The following is a 19,332-nucleotide window of genomic DNA, read 5'->3' on the forward strand; positions in this document are numbered from 1 at the left end:
GCCCGCAGCAGACGGTCTTCCTTGTCGCTCCTCTGAAGAACTCCCTACCCCCAGTTCACGTGGTATTTCTCACTTTTCGATGGATGCCGCATGGAGACCTACTTATGGTGATCTCACGCGGCGAGGGGCCGTGTGTAATTTCTGAGGGGAAACTGACCATGTCACAGACGGTCGAAGCTGCGAGCACGCCTCGCAAACGGTTCACGAAGGTCCGCGCGATTCTTGCCGGAGGCATAGTTCTCGGCGTCGGCGCCGCCATAACGCTTGCTGCGTGGAACGATTCGGAGTTCGCCACCGGAACGTTCGCTTCCGGATCCTTCAACCTCGAAGGGTCGACGGATGGCACATCCTTCACAGATCATGCGTCAGCACCTGGCGCCACGCTCGATTTCGCTGTGAACCCCTCGAACCTCTCGCCGGGAGACACGGTCGCAGCGCCCTTCTCGGTGAGACTCGCTGCGGGCACGACGAATGATGCGGACGTGCAGATCAACGTGACGACCGCTGACGAGGTTTCGGGGCTTGAGTACACGATTGTCTCGGTTGCCGACCATGCCGCGTGCACAGCGGCAGCAACCGGCTCAGAGGTCGTGCCGAGTGGCGCGGTCTCCGCCGCGACCAACGTCGGAGGCTTCGCGCTCACGAAGGGAACGTCGGACGACGTCGCCGGTGAAGCCACGACGCTCTGTGTGATCGTCAGTGCGCCATCGGTGACGCAGAACCAGTCCGGCTCCGTGACGTTCGAGTTCAAGGCGACGTCCAAGGAGTCATAGCGATGGGGCGGCACTCGTCTGCACCCTCGCGCGGGTGGTTCACGAAAGTTCGCGCAGTACTCGCTGGCGCCGTCGTCCTCGGCGTCGGCGGTGCCGTGACGCTCGCCGCATGGAACGACTCGGAGTTCGCGACGGGAACGTTCGCGGCCAGCACCTTCGGCATCGTCGGCTCGACGAACGGCACGCAGTTCAGCGAGCACACTCAAGCCGACGATGCCGCCACCCTGGCGTTCGCCGTTCCTTCGGGCGGGATGTCGCCCAACACGACGGTGTATGCGCTGTTCTCTGTGAAGACGACCGCGGCCTCGACCGTCGGCGGAACGGTGGCTCTCACCGCTACGTCAACGAACAGCGATGGCCTTGGCGGATACCTCACCTACGGAGTGCGCGTGATCAATGGCACCACGTGCAACACGTCCACCTTTTCGAGTGGAACTGAGGTCGTTGAGCCCGGCGCACCGTTGAGTGCGAACGGCACAGCGACGACCTCGGTGCAGAAGGCCGGCGGAAACACCGTGAACTACTGCTTCGCCATCACCATGTCCAGCTCGACGCCGAACTCCATGCAAGGCACATCGGTGACGCCGTCGTGGAAGTTCGTGGCCACTTCAGACTCGTAATAAAGGGGAATCACCATCGCGAGAGCACGGCGGCGTCTGAGCAGCATTCTTGGTGGGATGCTGCTCAACGTCGCTGCCGTGGCAGGCGTGATCTGCATCGTTCTCGTCGCGCTGAGCGTTGTTTTTCACATCTCACTGATCATGTTCAAGACAGGGTCGATGACGCCGACGATCCCGCAGGGCTCCGTTGCGGTGGTGCGCGAGATTCCCGCATCCGATATCGCCGTCGGCGACGTCGTCACTGTCGATCGTGAGGGAAAGCTCCCGATCACCCACAGGGTGACGTCGGTCGAAGGCAGCGGCGACACACGCACCATCACGATGAAGGGTGACGCGAACCCCACAGAGGATGCTTCGCCGTACACGGTCTCTCACGTGCGGATCGTGCTGGCTTCCGCCCCACACTTGGCGACAGTCATCGTGTGGTTCTCCAATCCGCTGATTCTCGGTGCGCTGACGCTCGCGGCATCCGCTCTTGTCACTTGGGCCTTCTGGCCTCGGGAGCAGCACCGCTCACGACCACGACGTCGAGCTCGTCACGCCAGGAACGCCGCTGTGTTTGCTGTGCTCATCGGTGGTGCTGGCCTCGCCGTGATGCCGAGCGGAGCAGCGCACGCTGCGGACTCCGTAGTGCACGGCGACCACATCACCATCACGACTGTCGGCGATGCCGAGGCAATGGCCGCGATGGCACCGAACGTACCGGTGGAGTGGCAGGTGGGCGTCACCGTCCACGGTCCCGGGGACGGCAACGCTGTTGTGGATCTCTCAACCGATGGCGACCTGACGCTCAACGTCGACATTCGAGCGTGCAGTGTTCGCTGGGTCGGCGACGGCTGCCCCGGCGAAGAAGAAAGCGTCACCGATGTCAGTCAGCTGACGGGAGCGCAGACCAACGTCGACCTGTTGGGCATGCCGACGTCTGAAGAGCGCTGGCTGCGATTCGTCGCGACTCTTCCAACAGAGTCGCACGGGACGATGACGGTCGATGTGCGAGTGACCGCGCACGGGGAGAGCGTCAGTGGATCGTCCGAAGCCTCGACACTGCCGCGGACGGGGACGAATGCGTGGCCCGCGATCGGGCTGGCCATCGGTGCGATCGTTGTCGGACTGATCATCGCGGGGATCGCGTCGCACTCACGGAGGCGAGCATGACCGGCCGGCACGCACGCCCCAAGACGCGAGCGAACAGGATGCCGCGAGTTCGTGTCCTCGCAGTGATCACGGCGTTTGTGCTTGCGCTCACAGTGATCACGCCTAAGCCTGAGGCGACGGAAGCCGCGTGGACAGACGGCGAGCTGACGTCCTCGACGCTTGTGGCAAATACGCTCGTGCCGCCCACAGATGTGAGCTGCAGCGTTGGGCGCGTCTTGCTCGACGGCCTTCTCCAGCAAGCAGTCACAGTGACGTGGTCGCCTCCGTCGACGGGCGCCGCCCCACAGGCCTACCACGTCACTTTGACACCCTCCGCCGGCAGTGTCGGTGCCCCACAAGGGACATATTCGACCCGCGGTTCAGAGACGTCGATCAGTGTCCCGACATCAACACTCATTGGACTTGGCTCGAGCAGTCTGAAGGTCTATTCTCGAGCAGGCTCAGAGTGGTCATCCGCAGCCGGAAGTCCCGTGAGAACTGTGAACGTGATCAGTCTCGTTGTCGGAGTTTCTGTGACGTGCCAATAGAATCTGTGATTCGCTGCACGACGTGATCCGCCTGCTGAATCAGCACCCGCCCCGCGCACAATGCGCCGCCGATCTACGGAGCGCACACCGGCTTATCGAAGTCGAAGTATGAGATCGTCAGCCTCTCATTCAGGTCCTGCCCGTTGAATCCGCTCACGCCGATCTGCGCCATGTCGCCATTCACTCCGCCATTCTCAGCTGCCTCGACATCGAAGCTGAGAACGACGACATCGTCCGCCTCGAGGGGCCGACCGAGGTTGAAGCTGTACGCGCCACCGGAGCTCTCGAAGACGACATCGCTCAGAATGCTGTTGCCGTTGTGCGTCGCACCGGTGAGCGAGACAGACGATACGAGGCCCGTGTCAAGTCTCAGGTAACCGGTGACCGCTTCCGGTGTCGGGTTCGGCCCGACTGATGTCACAGTGACGGACGTCGGAACATCGAACGTGCAGCTGCCAGATGTCAGAGACGTGGTCTCTGTCTCGAGCGTGAGTCCCCACGGCGTAGCCGGGTAGGGGGTCGATGTGAACGGACCGAAGATGTTGTTTGAAGTATCGGCGTCATCATCGGAGAGGATCGTCCAGGACGGCTCCACGTAGTCGTCGAACACATCGTTCGGGTAGGCAAATGAACCGTCGAACCTGGTGATCACTCGAAGGGCGTTCGGCCCGAAGACGTCGGTCTCTACCTCGACTTGCTGCGGCACGGTGAAGGTGAACGTCGAGGCATCGCCCGAGGCAACCGGTGTGGAGAAGGGGATGGGCTCCGACCCGGAAATCGTCACCTCTGTCGGGGTGAAGACGCGGTTGTCATAGCGCACCTGGACCAAAACGCTGCCAGCAGGAGCAGGCTCAGGCCCGTTGTTCAGCAGCGTGAAACCGAGCGGATCTGCCGTCTCGTATCGAGTAGTGAGATCTTTGTTGAAGTACGTCATCCCACTCCCCATCTGCAGTCCGTCCGCAAACAGATCGACAGCGCCCGCAGTGCTTGCCGCGGCGGCCGGAGTGGCAGCTGCGACAGCGATGACTGGAGCGCTCCACGCGGCCGCTGTGACCACCGTTCTGCGGGAGATGGAGGGGGCGATTTTTTCTACCATTCAAGAGCCTTTCTCGAGCTGAGCCAAATAGTAAGGCCACGAGCGACTTTCGGGTATGGGTACTTCTCCCCTGTTACTCTCCAATCCCCCGGGCACGAGGCGTAGCCTGGAGGCATGACCGACAACCCCGAAGCTCGCAGCACGATCGTCGCTCGCATCGCAGACCAGATTCTGCACAACAATCCGTCGGGACGACGACTCGTCGCGGTTGAGGGCACGGATGCTGCCGCGGCATCCCACTTCGCTGATGACGTCGCGGATGAGCTGCGTTCGCGGGGTCAGCAGGTCACGCGTCGATCGGTCGGCGCCGTCGAGGAAGCGACCCTGCGCGCGGACACCGTCGAGCCGTTCCGCTCGGGGTCGCTCGAAGGAACCTCTGACGACACGATCCTCATCGTCGATGGCGAGCGCCTGCTCAATGCGTCGGTCATCGGCATCTGGCACTACACCGTGTGGACGTTTGCGGAGGGCACGCTTCCGCACGGCAAGGCGGACTTCATCGTCGATCTGACCGACGATCAGCGGCCCAACGAGCACTACTACGACCTGTGCAAGCTGCCGCCCTCATTCGGCGAGCGCTGAACCGGAGAGGACTACTGCGGCGGGTACGGCTGCTGCGGTGACTGATACTGCGGCGGGTACGACGGGCCGGGCGGCATCTGCTGCGGCACCTGCTGAACTCCCCACTCACCAACCGGCACGACGCCCCTCACGAGACGCTGTGTGTGGACTCTGTCCGGCCCGGTCGATACCGATGAGTCGAACAGCGCCATGACGAACATGATCGCGAGCAGCGGCCACAGCCACCGGTGGAACATCACCCACATCATCCGCGCGTTGTGAGCACGCCTGCCCGTCGCCACGGAGAAGAACGCGGTGCCTGCGACGAGGCATCCAATGCTTCGACCGTTGAAGCAGACGAGCCCGTACAGCGCGGGCAGCAGAAGCACGACGACGATCATGACGATCGTCTTCGCCGTCGCGCTCACGGTCGCAGAGTCGAGGACGCTTGCCGTCACCCCGATGCCGACGCCGACAAGCGCCAGTGTGATGACGTCATCCACAATCCACGATGCAAAGCGTCTGCCGGTGCTCAGCGGCGCAGAAGAAGACAGGTCACGGATAGGAGGCGTCATAAACGTCAGAGTAATGGGCGGCACCGACCCGAGCGATGGGATGAACTCCCCATCGTGGAGAACTCAGATGACCGAGAGGGTCTGCCTCGCGATCTCGAGCTCTTCGTTCGTCGGCACGACAAGTACGGTGACCGACGATTCGTCGGTCGAGATGACACGGATGCCGTCGCCGCGACGCTCATTGCGCGCAGCATCCAGCTCGATGCCGTAGTTCTGCAGCCCGTCGAGCGTCTCCGCCCGCACCTCGGCGCTGTTCTCGCCGATGCCGGCCGTGAAGATGACCGTGTCGACGTGGCCGAGCTGGAAGAAGTAGCCGCCGAGGTACTGCTTGAGCCGGTGCACGTACACGTCGAGCGCGTTCCGTGACGCCGTGTCGCCCCGATTCGCACTCTCCGTCAGGTCACGCATGTCGCGGTGCCCCGAGAGACCGTAGATTCCGCTCTTCTTGTTGAAGAGGTCGTCGAGCTCGGCCACTCCCATATCGGCGCGACGGTGCAGGTGGAACGCGACCGCCGGGTCGATGTCGCCCGTGCGCGTACCCATGACGAGTCCCTCGAGCGGAGTCAGCCCCATCGAGGTCTCGACGGACTTGCCCCCGCGCACGGCGGTCATCGACGCCCCGTTGCCGAGGTGCAGCACGATCTGGTTCAGATCGGCGACGTCGCGCTCAAGGAACCGCGCCGCCTCCTCCGAGACGAACTTGTGGCTCGTGCCGTGGAACCCGTACTTCCGCACGCGGTACCGCTCCGCCGTCGCGGCATCCAGTGCATACGTGTACGCCTTCGGCGGCAGCGTCTGATGAAAAGCGGTGTCGAACACGACCACGTGCGGCACGTCGGGGAACGACTCCTGCGCAGCCGTGATGCCCTCCACGTTCGCCGGGTTGTGCAGCGGCGCCAGCTCGGAGAGATCCTGAATGTTGATCTTCACGAGGTTCGTGACGACCGTGGGCTCGAAGAACCGCGCACCGCCATGCACGACCCGGTGGCCGACGGCGACAGGAGGATGCTCCGTGAGCGACGGACCGTGCTCGGCGAAGAAGTCCAGCATCGCCGCGAACCCCTCGGTGTGGTTGCGGATCGCGCGCGTCTGCTCGTGAGTCTCCTCCTCCCCCGAGTCGGTGACGTCGTGATGGACGATGTGCGCTTCGTCGGTTCCGATGCGCTCGACGAGACCGCGGGCGAGCGTGGTCTCGGCATCCATCTCGATCAACTGGTACTTGAACGACGACGACCCGGAGTTGATGACGAGAACGGAGGTCATGATGCCGCCTGGATCGCCGTGATCGCGACGGTGTTGACGATGTCTTGCACGAGAGCTCCTCGAGAGAGGTCGTTGATCGGCTTGTTGAGGCCCTGCAGCACCGGTCCGATCGCGACGGCGCCGGCCGACCGCTGCACCGCTTTGTAAGTGTTGTTGCCGGTGTTGAGGTCGGGAAAGATGAACACGGTCGCGCGGCCCGCCACCACCGAATCGGGGAGCTTCGTGGCCGCGACCGCAGCATCCGCCGCCGCATCGTACTGAATCGGACCCTCGACGAGGATCTCCGGCATCCGCTCACGGACGAGCGCCGTGGCCTCACGCACCTTGTCGACATCGGCGCCCGTGCCGGACTCCCCTGTCGAATAGGACAGCATCGCCACACGCGGGTCGATGCCGAAGCGCTCAGCCGTCGCGGTCGACGAGATCGCGATGTCGCACAGCTGCTCGGCCGTGGGGTCGGGAATGACCGCACAGTCGCCGTAGACGAGCACACGATCTTCGAGCGCCATGAGGAAGACACTCGAGACGACGGAGGTGCCGGGCGCGGTCTTGATGATCTCGAAGCCCGGTCGGATGGTGTGCGCTGTGGTGTGCGAGGCCCCGGAGACCATGCCGTCCGCGAGGCCCATGTGCACCATCATCGTGCCGAAGTACGACACATCGGTGACCGTCTCGCGGGCCTTCTCGATCGTGACGCCCTTGTGCTCGCGGAGCCGGTGGTACTCCCGCGCGAACTTCATGCTCAGCACCGGATCGTGCGGCGACAGAATCTCTGCAGCCGAGATGTCGAGGCCGAGTTCGATCGCGCGCGACATGACCTCGAACTTTTCACCGAGGATCGTGAGCTGCGCGACATCGCGGGCAAGCAGCGTATGGGCAGCACGCAGGATGCGGTCGTCATCGCCCTCTGGAAGCACGATGTGCTTGCGGTTGCGGCGCGCCCGATCGAGCAGGCCGAACTCGAACATGAGGGGCGTGACGACATCGGTCTTCGCCACGTCGAGGTGGCTGACGAGGGCCTCCTTGTCGACGTGCTTCTCGAAGAGCGACAGTGCGGCGTCGAACTTGCGCTGCGACTCCGCGGCGAGGCGGCCGCGCGTGTGCGTGATGCGCATGACGGTGTCGTAGGTGCTCCACTCGGTCGCGATGATCGGGAGCTTCACGGTGAGGCCCTCGATCAGCTGGTTGATGGAGTCGGGCAGTTCGAAGCCGCCGTTCAACACGACACCCGAGATGGAGGGGAACGCGGCCGACTGCTGCGAGAGCAGAACCGCGAGAAGCGTCTCGGTGCGATCGCCCGCGACCACAACGACCGCGCCCTCGGTCAGGCGCGGCAGAACGTTCTCCATGCTCATGCCCGCGATCACGACGCCGAGAGCTTCGCGGGTGAGGAGCTCCTCTTCGCCCTTGATGAGCGTGCCGGCGACGGCATCCATGATGAGACCGATTGTCGGCGCCACCAGGTAGGGCTCCTCCGGAATCGCCCATACGGGAGCACCCTCGCTGACCGTGGAGATGGAGGCGATGATCTCGTCGAGAGAGTCGGGGTCGGCGCGGTTGGCGACGACGGCGAGCAGGCTCGCGTGGGCGTCGTGCAGCTCGAGCAGCGAGAGTTCGGCGATCTGGCGCATCTCGCTTGCGGTGCGGGCGTCGGCCTGACCGAGACGCTCGCCGTGGCCCTGCCCCTCGCGTCCGCCGAGCACGAGCACGACCGGGGCTCCGAGGTTCGCGGCGATGCGCGCGTTGTAGCTGAGTTCGGTCGGGCTGCCGACATCCGTGAAATCAGACCCGACGATGACGACCGCATCGCACTTCGACTCGACCGCCTTGTAGCGGTGCACGATCGTCGCGAGGGCTGCCTCGGGGTCAGCGTGCACGTCGTCGTAGGTGACGCCGACGCACTCGTCATAGGCGAGATCGACGCCGTCGTGGCCGAGCAGCAGCTGCAGCACGTAGTCCGGCTGCGTCGTCGACCGGGCGATGGGGCGGAACACGCCGACCCGTTTCACCTGGTGCGTGAGAGTGTCGAGCGCTCCGAGAGCGATCGTCGATTTACCGGAGTATCCCTCGGCGGATGTGATGTAGATCGATCGCGACACCGTCACCCCTAACTGCGCGTGTGCTCTGCCACAAATCTACACTCTTCTACACCTCGTAGAAAACAGCGTTCACTCAGGGTGGCGGGATGCTGCGCGATGTGCCTCTCTCGTGCCTGTCGGCGATGGCTGGCCCGCGGTTCTGGATGAGTTGCGCCGCGCACTGCGCGTTGGAGAGCTGTCTGCGGTCATAAGAGCTTGCCGCGGCAGGCTCTCATGACCGCAGGTAGCTCTCACATGAAACTCGGCGTGCACGGCAGCGGTTCTCACGTGAGGACTTCACACGCGGTGGCGCTCACGCGGGGTTCGACGTGCGCGCGAGCCTCACGCGAGAACTTCGCACACGGTGGCACTTACGCGGGGCTCGGCAGGCAGCTCTCACGCGGGGCTCAGCGTGCGCACGAGCCTCACGCGCCGACGTAGTCCGCGAGGTTCTCCCCCGTGAGCGTCGAACGCGCAGCGACGAGGTCGGCCGGCGTTCCTTCGAAGATGACCTTTCCACCGTCGTGGCCGGCGCCGGGGCCGAGATCGATGATCCAGTCCGCGTGCGCCATGACCGCCTGATGGTGCTCGATGACGATGACGGACTTGCCCGCATCGACGAGACGATCGAGCAGCGCGAGCATGTTCTCGACGTCGGCCAGGTGAAGGCCCGTGGTGGGTTCGTCGAGAACGAGGATGCCGCCCTTGTCACCGAGCTGGATGGCGAGCTTCAGCCGCTGCCGCTCGCCGCCCGAGAGGGTCGTGAGCGGCTGCCCGATCGTGAGATAGCCGAGGCCGACGTCGACCATGCGCGTGAGGATCTTGTGCGCGGCGGGGAGCTTGGCGTCGCCGTCGCCGAAGAACTCCGCAGCCTGTGCCACCGACATGGACAGCACCTCGCTGATGTTCTTGCCGCCGAACGTGTACTCGAGCACATCCGCCTGGAACCTCTTGCCCTCGCAGAGCTCACACGGCGACTCGACGCTCGCCATCACCCCGAGGTCCGTGAACACAACGCCCGCGCCGTTGCACATGGGGCATGCGCCCTCCGAGTTGGCGGAGAACAGCCCCGGCTTGACGCCGTTGGCCTTCGCGAACGCCTTGCGGATCGGCTCGAGCAGCCCCGAGTACGTCGCCGGATTGCTGCGGCGCGACCCCTTGATGGGCTGCTGGTCCACCGTAACCACGTCTTCGCGCGGAGTGACCGAGCCGCTGATGAGCGAACTCTTGCCAGAACCCGCGACGCCGGTCAGCACGCACAGCACACCGAGCGGAATGTCGACATCGACGTTCTGCAGGTTGTTGGTGTCAGCGCCACGGATCTCCATCTGGCCGCTCGGCGTGCGAACGGCATCCTTCAGACTCGCTCGATCGCCGAGGTGGCGCCCGGTCACGGTGTCGCTGCCCCGAAGCTCGTCGACCGTACCCTCAAAGGTGATCGATCCACCCTCGGTGCCCGCGCCCGGGCCGAGGTCGATCGCATGATCGGCGATACCGATGAGCTCGGGCTTGTGCTCGACCACGAGCACCGTGTTGCCCTTGTCGCGCAGCTGCAGCAGCAGTGTGTTCATGCGCTTGACGTCGTGCGGATGGAGCCCGATCGACGGCTCGTCGAAGACGTACGTGACGTCGGTGAGACTCGACCCGAGGTGGCGGATCATCTTGGTGCGCTGCGCCTCACCGCCCGAGAGCGTGCCCGCCGAGCGGTTGAGCGACAGGTAGCCGAGCCCGATCGTCACGAACGCGTCGAGCGTATCGCGCAGTGCCGACACGAGCGGCGCGACCGACGGCTCGTCGAGCTCGCGCATCCACTCGGCCAGATCGCTGATCTGCATGGCGTTGACGTCAGCGATGCTGACTCCGCGGATCTTCGAGGACCGCGCCGTGTCGCTGAGCCGTGTGCCATCGCACTCCGGGCACGTGTTGAACGTGATCGCCCGATCGACGAACCGGCGGATGTGCGGCTGCATCGCCTCGCGGTCCTTCGCGAGCATCGAGTTCTGGATCTTCGGGATGAGCCCCTCGTAAGTGACGTTGACTCCCTCGACCTTGATCCGAGTGGCGGGCTTGTGCAGTAAGGCATCCATCTGCTTCGCGTTGAAGTCTTTGATGGGCTTGTCGTTGTCGAAGTAGCCGCTGCCACGGTAGATGCGGCCGTACCAGCTGTCTGCCGTGTAGCCGGGCACAAGCAGGGCCCCATCGTTGAGCGACTTCGTCTCGTCGAACAGTGCGGTGAGATCGAAGTCGCTCACCTGGCCTCGGCCCTCACACCGCGGGCACATGCCGCCGACGATGTTGAAGTCACGCCTCTCCTTGACAGTGCGGCCGCCGCGTTCGAAGGCCACCGCGCCCGCGCCGCTGATCGACGCGACGTTGAATGAGAACGCCTGCGGGGAGCCGATGTGCGGTTCACCGAGCCTGCTGAACAGGATGCGCAGCATCGTGCCGGTGTCCGTCGCGGTTCCCACCGTCGAGCGCGGGTCGGAGCCGATGCGCTCCTGGTCGACGATGATCGCTGTCGTCAGGCCCTCGAGCACGTCGACGTCGGGCCGCGCCAGGTTCGGCATGAAGCCCTGCACGAACGCGCTGTACGTCTCGTTGATCATGCGCTGCGATTCGGCCGCGATCGTCGAGAAGACGAGCGACGACTTGCCCGAGCCCGAGACCCCGGTGAAGACGGTGAGCCTGCGCTTCGGAATCTCAACGGAGACGTTCTTGAGGTTGTTCTCGCGGGCTCCGATGACCCGAATGGTGTCGTGACTGTCGGCGACGGGCGTCGTCTGGTTCTGCGCGGTCATGCGCGGATGCTGCCTCTCTCTGCGATCTGGGCATGTCTGCGAACTGCGCCATCATTTCGACGCGGTGCGGATGCCATCGGCTGGCCGTACCGATCAGCATACGAGCATGCGGGGGTGACCACTTCTTGATTCCTGATCGGGTGCGGAACGGGGGTGGGCTGGTCGGTTTGATTTCTGCTGCGCTGCAGAATCGGCACTGCGCTGCAGGAATTTCTGTAGCGCAAACCTGAACAAATAGCGCGGTTGGGTGGGCGGTTAGGCGGGGAGGATGCGCAACTGGGCGGGGTCGGGGGCGAACCAGACCGTGTCACCGGATGCCGGCAGGCGGCCGCCCACGAGAGACCGCGCGTCTTCGGCCGGAAGCTCCGCAGCAAGGCCCGAGGCATCTTCTAGCCGCACGACACCGCCGCGAGACGATACCTCGGAGAGCGTCGCCCGCCACGTACCGCCGTCAGCGGACACCGCAACGGCGGACGGCGGCACGATGCCCACTGCCGCGCTGCCCGGCGCCAGCGAAGCATCCGCGCGTCCTTCGAGCGGGCGGCCGTCGACCTGCAGCACGTCTCCGTTCCAGGTGCCGCGCACGACGGCGAACCCGGCGAGCGCCGCCGTGAACGGATGCCGCGGCTCGGACGCCAGGCGATCCGGCGCGCCGCGGTCGACGATGCGCCCCTCCGCGAGAACGACGCAATCGTCTGCGAGCTGCCACGCATCGGCGAGGTCGTGCGTCACGAGAACACTCGCCGTCTGGGTGCGCGCGAGTTCGTCGACGAGCATCCGCCGCACGCTCGGCGTGCTCTCGGCGTCGAGTGCCGCGAGCGGTTCGTCGAGCAGCAGCACCGCGGGCTCTGCCGCGAAGGCACGGGCGATGGCGACGCGCTGCTGCTGCCCGCCCGAGAGCTCGTGCGGTTTCGCGCCGGCACGATGCGCGAGGCCGATGCGCTCGAGCCACTCGTGGGCGATCGCGCGGGACTCTCGCCGGCTGCGCCCCTGCGAACGCGGACCGAACGCGATGTTGTGCGCGATGGTCAGATGCGGAAACAGCCGCGGTTTCTGGTCGAGCAGCCCCACGCTGCGCTGATGTGGGGGAACAGGGATGCCGCCCGCACGGTCGAGCTCCACGGCCCCCAGGTGCACGTGGCCGTCGTCGATCGGCAGCAGTCCCGCGAGTGCGTGCAGCACCGTCGACTTGCCCGCTCCGTTGTGCCCGAGCACCGCGAGGCGGCCACCCGGCGCGACGCGGAGCGCAACGTCGACCGTGAAGTCGGTGCGCCGCACGACGACGTGGGCGTCGAGCCCGCCGCCGCGGGTGTCTGCAGCAGCGGTGGCGGTAGCGGCAGGTGCAGCAGAGGCAACGGCACCGGCAGGAGCACCGGCGGCGGTGGAGGCAGCGGCACCGGCAGGAGCACCGGCGGCGGCAGGAGCATCGGTAGTGGCGGCGGCAGAGGCAGAAGCAGAAGCAGAAGCAGAAGCAGAAGCAGAAGCAGAAGCAGAAGCAGTCGGATTTTTGGGGCGACACGCCGCGGACGCGGCACTCCCACCGGCGTGGCGCGAAGATTTTCCGATTTCGTGATCGCTCTGAGGGCGATGGTCACTGCCCTGGGGGCGACGCTCGCTGCCCTGCGCGCGTCGGTCGCTGCTCTGGGGGTGACGGTCCCCTCCCTGGGGGCTGCGATGGCTGCGGGCAGTCATCGCACGGCATCCTCTCGCCACGACCGCATGCCCGCGATGATGACGACCGCGCACACGAGCAGCAGCAGCGACAGCGCCACGGCGGAGTCCTGCGTCACACCGACCCCGTTGAACGCGGTGTAGATCGCGAGCGGCATCGTTCGGGTGACGCCCTCCGCGTTGCCCGCGAAGAGCGCCGTCGCACCGAACTCCCCGATGGCGCGGGCGAAGCACAGAACGGTTCCGCCCACGAGCCCCGGCAGAATGAGCGGCAGCGTCACGCGCGTCAGCACCCGCCACCGTCCCGCGCCGAGAGTCGACGCGATCTGCTCGTGCGAGATACCCGAGGTGCGGATCGCCCCCTCGAGCGTGATGACGAGAAACGGCATCGAGACGAACGTCTGCGCCACCACGACCGCGGGCGTCGTGTACGGCAGGCTGAAGCCCGTCGCCTCGTAGATGGGCTGCCCGATGAGCCCCGACCGGCCGAGCAGCGAGATGAGCGCAAGACCTCCGACAAGCGGCGGCAGCACGAGCGGAATCAGCACGATCGTTCGCAGCACAGCGGCCACGCGCATCCTCGACCGCGCGATGATCACCGCGAACGGCACCCCGAGCACGAGGCAGATGAGCGTCGCCACCGCTCCGGTTCCGAGCGAGAGGCCGAGGGCGCCGAGTGCCGCGGGCGAAAGCAGGTCGCTCCAGAACGTCGCCCAGTGCACGCGCGAGATGAGTCCGACGATCGGCAGCACCAGCAGGGCCAGCGCGCCGACCGCCGGAATGTACAGTCCGCGCGGCAGGGTCACGGTGCGCCGAATCCGTAGGTCTCGAGAATCTTCTGCCCCTCGTCAGACAGCACGAAGTCCACGAACGCCTGGGCGGACTTCGGCGAGGCGGCGTCAGCGCCGACCGCGATCGGGTACCGGTTGACGGCGACGTCGGCGTTCGACGGCGTCACTCCCTCAAGCCCGTCGGATGCCGCTGCCACATCGGTCGCGTAGACGAGACCGGCATCCGCCTCGCCGTTCTTCACTCGAGTGACGACGCTCGTCACGTTGGTCTCTTCGCTCACGGGCGTCACCTCGACGCCGGCATCGTCGAGCAGAGTCTGGGATGCCGTGCCGCACGGGACCTCCGGCGCGCAGAGCACCACCGACAGGTCCTCGTTCGCGAGGTCAGCGAGGTCGTCGATGCCCTTCGGGTTGCCCGGTGCGACGGCGATCTGCAGCGTGTTCGTCGCGAAGACCGTCGGGTCGCCCGCGGCATCCGCGTCAGCCACAGGCTCGAAGCTCGGCTCGTTCGCGAAGGCGATCACGTCGACGCTCGCACCGTCGATGATCTGCGTGGCGAGCGCCTGCGAACCGTCGTACACGATCGGGTCGACGGGGTCATCGGGATGCTTCTTCTCGAACGCCTCCGCAAGCTCGTCGAACGACCCCTGCAGCGACGCCGCCGCGAAGATGACCAGCGGCTCAGACTTCTCGGCACTGTCGGTGGAGTCGGCGCCCGCAGTTCCAGAGCATCCGGCGAACGTGAGTGCGACCGCCGAAGCTGCGGCGAGCGTTGCCGCGAGGCGGCGCATGCGCGTTGTCATGGTCAGCTCTTCTCTCGTGGGGTCTCGACGATGACGTTCGTCGACTTGACGATCGCGGTGGCGAGCGACCCGACCTCGAGGCCGAGATCGCGCACCGCCTCGCTCGACATGAGCGACACGACTCGATTCGGGCCGCACTGCAGCTCCACCTGCGCCATGACGGTGTCGGTGATGACGTTCGTGACGATTCCGACGAACCGGTTGCGAGCGCTCGACGCGCGGTGCACGGGGTCTTCGGGCCCGTGCGACGAGTCGCGCAGCCGTCCGGCGAGGTCGGCGCCCTCGACGACGATGCGTCCAGCGCTGTCACGACGGGCAGCGAGCTGCCCTGAGTCGATCCAACGTCGTAACGTGTCGTCGCTCACGCCGAGCAGAGGCGCGGCCTCACTGATGCGAAATGCGGTCATATTGACAAGTTATCACCGCAAATGCGGAACTATCTAGGGTTCGGTGCGGGTTTTGTGGAAGCACGCTTTCAGAACATGAGAATGAGGGATGACGTCGAAGCCGCAGTTTTCACGGTCGCCACCCGAGCCTTCCCGCACCGTTCGCGCTAGCGTGGGGTGCATGCCTCTTGCACCTCTCGTCGAGCCCGCCGCAGCGCTGCCGCCGGGCGAAGCGGAGCGCGCCGCCCGCCAACTCCGCCTCCTCCAGGTCGGCGAGGTCGGGCAGCGCCGAATCCGCGCCGCTCGCGTCGGTGTGCTCGGTGCGGGCGGGCTCGGCTCCCCCGTACTCCTCTATCTTGCGTCCGCCGGCATCGGCACAATCGGCATCGTCGACGACGACGTGGTCGACGCGAGCAACCTGCAGCGGCAGATCGTCTTCACCGTGGACGACGTCGGCAAGTTCAAGGGGAGCGTCGCCGCTGACCGCATCCGCTCGCTCTCACCTCACACGACGGTGATCGAGCACCGCGAGCACCTCACACCCGAGAACGCAGAGCAGATCTTCGCCGACTACGACCTCGTCATCGACGGAAGCGACACCTTCTCGACCCGGTACGCCGTCGCCGACGCGTGTGCGGCGCTCGGCATCCCCCTCGTCTGGGGATCGGTTCTGCAGTTCGACGCCCAGGCGACCGTGTTCTGGTCGACGCCGTCGTCGGGGCAGCCGGTCACACTCCGCGACGTCTTCCCCGTGGCGCCCGCCCCCGGCGAGGTGCCCTCGTGCGCCGAGGCTGGTGTTCTCGGCGCGCTGTGCGGTCAGCTCGGGGGCATCCTCGTGACCGAGGCCGTCAAGCTGATCTGCGGCATCGGCGAAAGCCTGCTCGGCCGGATGCTCGTGCTCGACGGACTCGGAGCACGCACCCGCGAGGTGCCGCTCGTCGCCACGGCGCCTCCGACGGACTGGGTTCCCGACGAGGGGTCACAGGATGCCGCGACAGCAGCGCGCCCCACACACGTCGCGCTCTCCGACTTGGAGTCCCTCGCCCCGGAGACGCTGCTCGACGTGCGCGAACCCGACGAGTTCGCGCGCGGCACCATTCCCGGCGCGGTCTCGGTTCCGCTCGGCGAGGTGCTGAGCGATGCGGCATCCGTCCCGCTCGCGGGCACCGTCGTCGTGTTCTGCCAGCAGGGGCCACGCGCTCGGGCCGCCGCTCACGCGCTCACTGCCGCTCACCCGAGCGCCGACATCCGCCTGCTCGAGGGCGGCTATGCCGACTGGACCGAATGGAGCCGCGCATGAGCCTCATCTCGATCGACGACCACCGCGAGCGCATCCTCGCCGCCGCGCGGGTGCTGCCCGTCGAGACGGTACCGCTCGCCGATGCCCTCGGCCTCGTGCTCGCCGACGACATCACCACCCGGTGGCCCGTGCCCCTCTTCGACAACTCCGCCATGGACGGCTACGCCGTGCGCGCCGCCGACGCCACCCCGGGCGCCCGGCTGCGGATCGTGGGCGACGCGCCGGCCGGTTCGAGCGACGACCCGTCGTTCGGGCCGGGCGAGGCCGTGCGCATCATGACGGGAGCGCCCGTGCCCACGGATGCCGACGCGATCGTGCCGCTCGAGCACACCGACCTCGGCACGGCGATCAGCGAGACACCGCCCGCGGAGATCACCGTCACCGAGCAGCCGAGGCCCGCAGCGCACATCCGCCGTATGGGTGAGGATGCCGAGGCCGGCTCCCTCTCCGTCGCCGCCGGCACCGAGCTCGGCCCCTGGCAGCTGTCCTCCATCGCCTCGGCCGGTCACGACACCGTCACGGTGCACCGCCGGCCGCGCGTCGCCGTCATCTCAACCGGCTCGGAGCTCGTCGTCCCCGGGGCCACGCCCGCACGCGGGCAGATCCCCGAATCAAACTCTGTGCTGCTGCGGGCAGCACTCACGAGCGCCGGCGCAGACGTCACACGCGTCGTGACCGTGCCCGATGACGCCGAGGCCCTGCGCGCCGAAGTCGCTGCGGCGAGCGCCGAGAGCGATGCCATCGTGCTTTCGGGTGGAGCGAGCGTCGGCGCATTCGACGTTGTGAAGGCCGTGCTCGGCGGAGCATCCGTTCAGTTCGATCGCGTCGCGATGCAGCCCGGAAAACCCCAGGGGTTCGGCGTCCTCGACGGCACCCTGATGTTCTGCCTGCCCGGCAACCCCGTGAGCGTTGCGGCATCCGTTGAGATGTTCGTCAGGCCCGCGCTGCGCGCCATGGCTGGCCACGCCGACATCGACCGGCCGCGCGTCGTCCGAACGGCCGCGGCCAGCTGGCGCACACCGCCCGGCCGCACCCAGATTCTGCCGGTCATCTTCAACGACCAGATCGTGCAGCCCGCGACCGCAGGCGGCAGCGGGTCGCACCTCGTGACGTCGCTCGCCGACGCCGAGGGCTTCGCGATCGTTCCCGCCGAGGTCGACCACGTCGCCGAAGGAGACCCCGTGACTGTGATGGTGATGTCATGACGCTCGAGTCCTCGCGAAGAATCGGAAATTCTGCGCGCCATGTCGAGGAAGGCGCTTTCCCTCACGGCGTGTCGCCCGAAAATCCGACTTCCGCACACGCAGGGCAGCCGTTCACGCACCTCGACGCCCGAGGCGAAGCCCGCATGGTCGACGTGACCGAGAAGCAGCCGACCATCCGCAGCGCCACCGCGCGCGGCTTCGTGCGGTGCGCGCCGCACATCGTCGCCGCGCTGCGCGACGGCACTGCCCCGAAGGGCGATGTGCTTGCGGTTGCGCGCCTCTCCGGCATCCAGGCGGCCAAGCGCACACCCGAGCTGCTGCCGCTCGCGCACGTCATCGGAGTGCACGGAGCGACCGTCGACCTCGACGTGACCGCCGACGGAGTGAGCATCGAGGCGACCGTTCGCACCGCGGACCGCACGGGCGTTGAGATGGAGGCCCTCACCGCCGTCAGTGTCGCCGGACTCGCCGTCATCGACATGGTGAAGGGTCTCGACAAGTCGGTGTCGCTCGAGCACGTGGAGCTGGTGAAGAAGACCGGCGGCAAGAGCGGCACCTGGGTCCGCGGTGAGTGACAGCCGTGAGTGACAGCGATGAGTGAGGGCGATGACCCGTCGCAGCGGCGTCGCGGCGGTCGCACGCACGCCCAGCACGCGGCGATCGTACTCGCCGGCGGTCGCGGTTCACGGCTCGGCGGCGTCGACAAGGCGAGCGTCGACATCGACGGGCGGATGCTGCTCGAGCACGTTCTCGCGGCGGTCAGCGCCGCGTCGCCCACGATCGTCGTCGGGCCGCCGCACCTCGAGCGCCCCGGAGTGACCGTCGTGCGCGAAGACCCGCCGTTCTCGGGGCCGGTCGCCGGCATCGCGGCGGCGCTCTCGGCTCTTCAGCAGACCGGAGAGGCCCCGCACGACGACGCGAGCGAGACGTGGCTTCTCGCGTGCGATCTTCCCAGGGCGAGCAGCATCGTGGCGCAGCTGGCCGACGCACCGATTCCCGCGGACCGTGACGGCATCGCGCTCGTCGACGCAGCGGGCCGCGAGCAGTGGCTCGCCGGACGCTACCGGGTCAGGGCGCTGCGAGCCGCCGTCAGCGCGCTGCCGAGTGTCACGGATGCCTCGATGAGACGGCTGCTCTCCGGCATCCGTCTGCACCTCATCGCCGACCGCGACGGCGCCAGCGTCGACCTTGATACTTGGAATGACATCGACCACTATCGAAGCAACAGGGAGGACTCTCATGGCTGACACCCCCGCCGATCTCGACGCCTGGGTCGTCGATCTCGCGAACGCGCTCGGCATAGACCCGAGCGATGTGCCCACCACGACCCTTCTCGACCTCACGCGCGATGTCGCTCACGGCATCACGCGTCCCGCAGGCCCCGTCTCGACCTACCTCGTCGGCGTGGCCGTCGCGCGCGGCGCCTCGCTCGACGACGCCGTGGCCACCGCGCAGCGCCTCGTGAAAGAGAGGACATCATGATTCGCGTCCGCTACTTCGCCGGTGCCGCAGATGCGGCCGGACTCGACGAGCAGCAGCTCGCCGCTCCCGCAACGCTCGGCGCTCTTCGCTCCCAGCTCTCGGCCGCACACGGCGCGGAATTCACCCGTGTCCTGGGCCGATGCTCACTCATGGTCAACGGGACGCGCCTCAGCGATGACGCTGAGATTCCGGATGCCGCGACGGTCGACGTGCTGCCGCCGTTCGCCGGAGGATGAACCACGAAACCA

The 19,332-nt window shown here is 66.6% G+C and carries 19 protein-coding genes; 10 read left to right on the top strand and 9 right to left on the bottom strand.

All coding sequences use genetic code 11. The features are described 5' to 3' along the window. Positions 1-158 precede the first annotated feature (158 nt). The 3 genes from ACSAGD_RS10035 to ACSAGD_RS10045 are packed head-to-tail and all read left to right on the top strand — an operon-like array spanning position 159 to position 2,548. Positions 159-773, top strand: a complete 615-nt coding sequence (locus ACSAGD_RS10035) for a SipW-dependent-type signal peptide-containing protein (RefSeq protein ID WP_437582594.1) — start codon at positions 159-161, stop codon at positions 771-773. 2 nt (positions 774-775) lie between these two features. Continuing rightward, on the top strand, positions 776-1,393 hold the full coding sequence (locus tag ACSAGD_RS10040; RefSeq protein WP_437582595.1) for a SipW-dependent-type signal peptide-containing protein: 618 nt from the start codon (positions 776-778) through the stop codon (positions 1,391-1,393). Between the two features lie 57 nt (positions 1,394-1,450). Then, positions 1,451-2,548: a signal peptidase I gene (locus ACSAGD_RS10045; protein ID WP_437582596.1), complete on the top strand. Its 1,098-nt coding sequence runs from the start codon at positions 1,451-1,453 to the stop codon at positions 2,546-2,548. Positions 2,549-3,148: 600 nt separating this feature from the next. Here ACSAGD_RS10045 and ACSAGD_RS10050 read toward each other — a convergent pair. Further along, positions 3,149-4,171 (bottom strand): hypothetical protein, encoded by a 1,023-nt coding sequence (locus tag ACSAGD_RS10050; RefSeq protein ID WP_437582597.1) that lies wholly within the window; start codon positions 4,169-4,171, stop codon positions 3,149-3,151. A gap of 114 nt (positions 4,172-4,285) precedes the next feature. On the opposite strand from ACSAGD_RS10050, the gene ACSAGD_RS10055 reads away from it, so the two are divergent. Then, positions 4,286-4,753 carry a hypothetical protein gene (locus ACSAGD_RS10055; protein WP_437582598.1) on the top strand — a complete coding sequence of 156 codons (468 nt, stop codon included), beginning with the start codon at positions 4,286-4,288 and terminating at the stop codon, positions 4,751-4,753. 11 nt (positions 4,754-4,764) lie between these two features. Here the strand turns inward: ACSAGD_RS10055 and ACSAGD_RS10060 are convergent, their stop codons facing one another. The 8 genes from ACSAGD_RS10060 to ACSAGD_RS10095 form a co-directional block, all read right to left on the bottom strand. After that, the gene (locus tag ACSAGD_RS10060; RefSeq protein ID WP_437582599.1) at positions 4,765-5,235 is read right to left on the bottom strand and encodes a hypothetical protein; all 471 of its coding nucleotides are present in this window, start codon (positions 5,233-5,235) and stop codon (positions 4,765-4,767) included. A 135-nt stretch (positions 5,236-5,370) separates the two neighbouring features. Beyond that, entirely contained in the window at positions 5,371-6,570 is a 1,200-nt protein-coding gene (locus ACSAGD_RS10065) for an acetate/propionate family kinase (RefSeq protein ID WP_437582600.1), read from the bottom strand. Then, complete coding sequence (pta, locus tag ACSAGD_RS10070; RefSeq protein ID WP_437582601.1) at positions 6,567-8,669, bottom strand: phosphate acetyltransferase; 2,103 nt, start codon at positions 8,667-8,669, stop codon at positions 6,567-6,569. Before pta ends, ACSAGD_RS10065 begins: the two co-directional genes overlap by 4 nt. Positions 8,670-9,073: 404 nt before the next feature. Beyond that, positions 9,074-11,446 carry an ATP-binding cassette domain-containing protein gene (locus tag ACSAGD_RS10075; RefSeq protein WP_437582602.1) on the bottom strand — a complete coding sequence of 791 codons (2,373 nt, stop codon included), beginning with the start codon at positions 11,444-11,446 and terminating at the stop codon, positions 9,074-9,076. Positions 11,447-11,701: 255 nt separating this feature from the next. After that, positions 11,702-12,724, bottom strand: coding sequence for a sulfate/molybdate ABC transporter ATP-binding protein (locus tag ACSAGD_RS10080; RefSeq protein ID WP_437582603.1), 1,023 nt, complete (start codon positions 12,722-12,724; stop codon positions 11,702-11,704). A 410-nt stretch (positions 12,725-13,134) separates the two neighbouring features. After that, positions 13,135-13,923, bottom strand: coding sequence for an ABC transporter permease (locus ACSAGD_RS10085; RefSeq protein WP_437582604.1), 789 nt, complete (start codon positions 13,921-13,923; stop codon positions 13,135-13,137). Further along, complete coding sequence (gene modA, locus ACSAGD_RS10090) at positions 13,920-14,711, bottom strand: molybdate ABC transporter substrate-binding protein (RefSeq protein WP_437582605.1); 792 nt, start codon at positions 14,709-14,711, stop codon at positions 13,920-13,922. The genes ACSAGD_RS10085 and modA overlap by 4 nt, the downstream gene beginning before the upstream one ends. A 2-nt stretch (positions 14,712-14,713) precedes the next feature. Then, positions 14,714-15,118 (bottom strand): TOBE domain-containing protein, encoded by a 405-nt coding sequence (locus ACSAGD_RS10095; protein WP_437582606.1) that lies wholly within the window; start codon positions 15,116-15,118, stop codon positions 14,714-14,716. Between the two features lie 160 nt (positions 15,119-15,278). Between ACSAGD_RS10095 and ACSAGD_RS10100 the strand changes: the two genes are divergently transcribed. The 6 genes from ACSAGD_RS10100 (at position 15,279) to ACSAGD_RS10125 (ending at position 19,320) form a co-directional block, all read left to right on the top strand. Next, entirely contained in the window at positions 15,279-16,397 is a 1,119-nt protein-coding gene (locus ACSAGD_RS10100; protein WP_437582607.1) for a ThiF family adenylyltransferase, read from the top strand. After that, positions 16,394-17,602 carry a molybdopterin molybdotransferase MoeA gene (locus ACSAGD_RS10105; RefSeq protein ID WP_437582608.1) on the top strand — a complete coding sequence of 403 codons (1,209 nt, stop codon included), beginning with the start codon at positions 16,394-16,396 and terminating at the stop codon, positions 17,600-17,602. The genes ACSAGD_RS10100 and ACSAGD_RS10105 overlap by 4 nt, the downstream gene beginning before the upstream one ends. Positions 17,603-17,745: 143 nt before the next feature. Beyond that, positions 17,746-18,177 (top strand): cyclic pyranopterin monophosphate synthase MoaC, encoded by a 432-nt coding sequence (gene moaC / locus ACSAGD_RS10110; RefSeq protein ID WP_437585156.1) that lies wholly within the window; start codon positions 17,746-17,748, stop codon positions 18,175-18,177. An 18-nt stretch (positions 18,178-18,195) separates the two neighbouring features. Next, positions 18,196-18,849: a molybdenum cofactor guanylyltransferase gene (gene mobA / locus ACSAGD_RS10115; protein WP_437582609.1), complete on the top strand. Its 654-nt coding sequence runs from the start codon at positions 18,196-18,198 to the stop codon at positions 18,847-18,849. Continuing rightward, positions 18,842-19,084, top strand: a complete 243-nt coding sequence (locus ACSAGD_RS10120) for a DUF6457 domain-containing protein (protein ID WP_437582610.1) — start codon at positions 18,842-18,844, stop codon at positions 19,082-19,084. Before mobA ends, ACSAGD_RS10120 begins: the two co-directional genes overlap by 8 nt. Next, positions 19,081-19,320 carry a MoaD/ThiS family protein gene (locus ACSAGD_RS10125; RefSeq protein ID WP_437582611.1) on the top strand — a complete coding sequence of 80 codons (240 nt, stop codon included), beginning with the start codon at positions 19,081-19,083 and terminating at the stop codon, positions 19,318-19,320. The genes ACSAGD_RS10120 and ACSAGD_RS10125 overlap by 4 nt, the downstream gene beginning before the upstream one ends. Positions 19,321-19,332: the final 12 nt, after the last annotated feature.

Source organism: Paramicrobacterium salitolerans, assembly GCF_051513965.1.
Classification (GTDB): domain Bacteria; phylum Actinomycetota; class Actinomycetes; order Actinomycetales; family Microbacteriaceae; genus Paramicrobacterium.

Excerpts from the sequence above, each read along its gene's own strand:
- ACSAGD_RS10035 (WP_437582594.1), top strand. The coding sequence starts at position 159 with ATGTCACAGACGGTCGAAGCTGCGAGCACGCCTCGCAAACGGTTCACG.
- ACSAGD_RS10040 (WP_437582595.1), top strand. The coding sequence starts at position 776 with ATGGGGCGGCACTCGTCTGCACCCTCGCGCGGGTGGTTCACGAAAGTT.
- ACSAGD_RS10045 (WP_437582596.1), top strand. The coding sequence starts at position 1,451 with ATGCTGCTCAACGTCGCTGCCGTGGCAGGCGTGATCTGCATCGTTCTC.
- ACSAGD_RS10050 (WP_437582597.1), bottom strand. The coding sequence starts at position 4,171 with ATGGTAGAAAAAATCGCCCCCTCCATCTCCCGCAGAACGGTGGTCACA.
- ACSAGD_RS10055 (WP_437582598.1), top strand. The coding sequence starts at position 4,286 with ATGACCGACAACCCCGAAGCTCGCAGCACGATCGTCGCTCGCATCGCA.
- ACSAGD_RS10065 (WP_437582600.1), bottom strand. The coding sequence starts at position 6,570 with ATGACCTCCGTTCTCGTCATCAACTCCGGGTCGTCGTCGTTCAAGTAC.
- ACSAGD_RS10075 (WP_437582602.1), bottom strand. The coding sequence starts at position 11,446 with ATGACCGCGCAGAACCAGACGACGCCCGTCGCCGACAGTCACGACACC.
- modA (WP_437582605.1), bottom strand. The coding sequence starts at position 14,711 with ATGACAACGCGCATGCGCCGCCTCGCGGCAACGCTCGCCGCAGCTTCG.
- ACSAGD_RS10095 (WP_437582606.1), bottom strand. The coding sequence starts at position 15,118 with ATGACCGCATTTCGCATCAGTGAGGCCGCGCCTCTGCTCGGCGTGAGC.
- ACSAGD_RS10100 (WP_437582607.1), top strand. The coding sequence starts at position 15,279 with ATGCCTCTTGCACCTCTCGTCGAGCCCGCCGCAGCGCTGCCGCCGGGC.
- ACSAGD_RS10105 (WP_437582608.1), top strand. The coding sequence starts at position 16,394 with ATGAGCCTCATCTCGATCGACGACCACCGCGAGCGCATCCTCGCCGCC.
- moaC (WP_437585156.1), top strand. The coding sequence starts at position 17,746 with ATGGTCGACGTGACCGAGAAGCAGCCGACCATCCGCAGCGCCACCGCG.
- mobA (WP_437582609.1), top strand. The coding sequence starts at position 18,196 with ATGAGTGAGGGCGATGACCCGTCGCAGCGGCGTCGCGGCGGTCGCACG.
- ACSAGD_RS10120 (WP_437582610.1), top strand. The coding sequence starts at position 18,842 with ATGGCTGACACCCCCGCCGATCTCGACGCCTGGGTCGTCGATCTCGCG.
- ACSAGD_RS10125 (WP_437582611.1), top strand. The coding sequence starts at position 19,081 with ATGATTCGCGTCCGCTACTTCGCCGGTGCCGCAGATGCGGCCGGACTC.